This window comes from Paraburkholderia tuberum STM678 (assembly GCF_902833905.1).
In the GTDB taxonomy this organism is placed as follows: Bacteria; Pseudomonadota; Gammaproteobacteria; order Burkholderiales; family Burkholderiaceae; genus Paraburkholderia; species Paraburkholderia tuberum.
Window position 1 is genome coordinate 1 of record NZ_CADFGP010000195.1, and the last position, 381, is coordinate 381.

At 57.5% G+C, this 381-nt stretch carries 1 protein-coding gene; it reads left to right on the forward strand.

The window, feature by feature from the left end; genetic code table 11:
• Window positions 1-30 precede the first annotated feature (30 nt).
• Window positions 31-381: extracellular solute-binding protein (locus HWY30_RS40910; protein ID WP_176079069.1), on the forward strand; the 351-nt coding region annotated here is incomplete at its 3' end.

Genomic DNA, 381 nt, shown 5'->3' on the forward strand with positions numbered 1-381 from the left:
GGGCAAGGGCGCGCGAGCGGGAGCGAATCCATGAGCAGGGTGAATCTCCGGCGCAAGCAAGTCCTTGTGTCTTTCGCGCTACCCACGATCATCGTAGCGTTTGCGTTTTCAGGTATTGCAGTAACGGCGCACGCCGACACGGTTCGGATTACCGTCTCGCACTACAGTGACGCGACTGGCCCATACTTCAACAAGATGGCTCACGAGTTCGAGAAAGCTACCCCTGGTACGACAATCAAGATCGAAGAAGTAAACTGGGATGCGCTGCAACAGAAGCTCCAGACCGACATCATGGGCGGCGCGAACTCGGACCTCGCGATTGTCGCTACCCGTTGGTTGCTGGATTTCGTTCACGACGACGTCGCTGAGCCCCTTGATGGC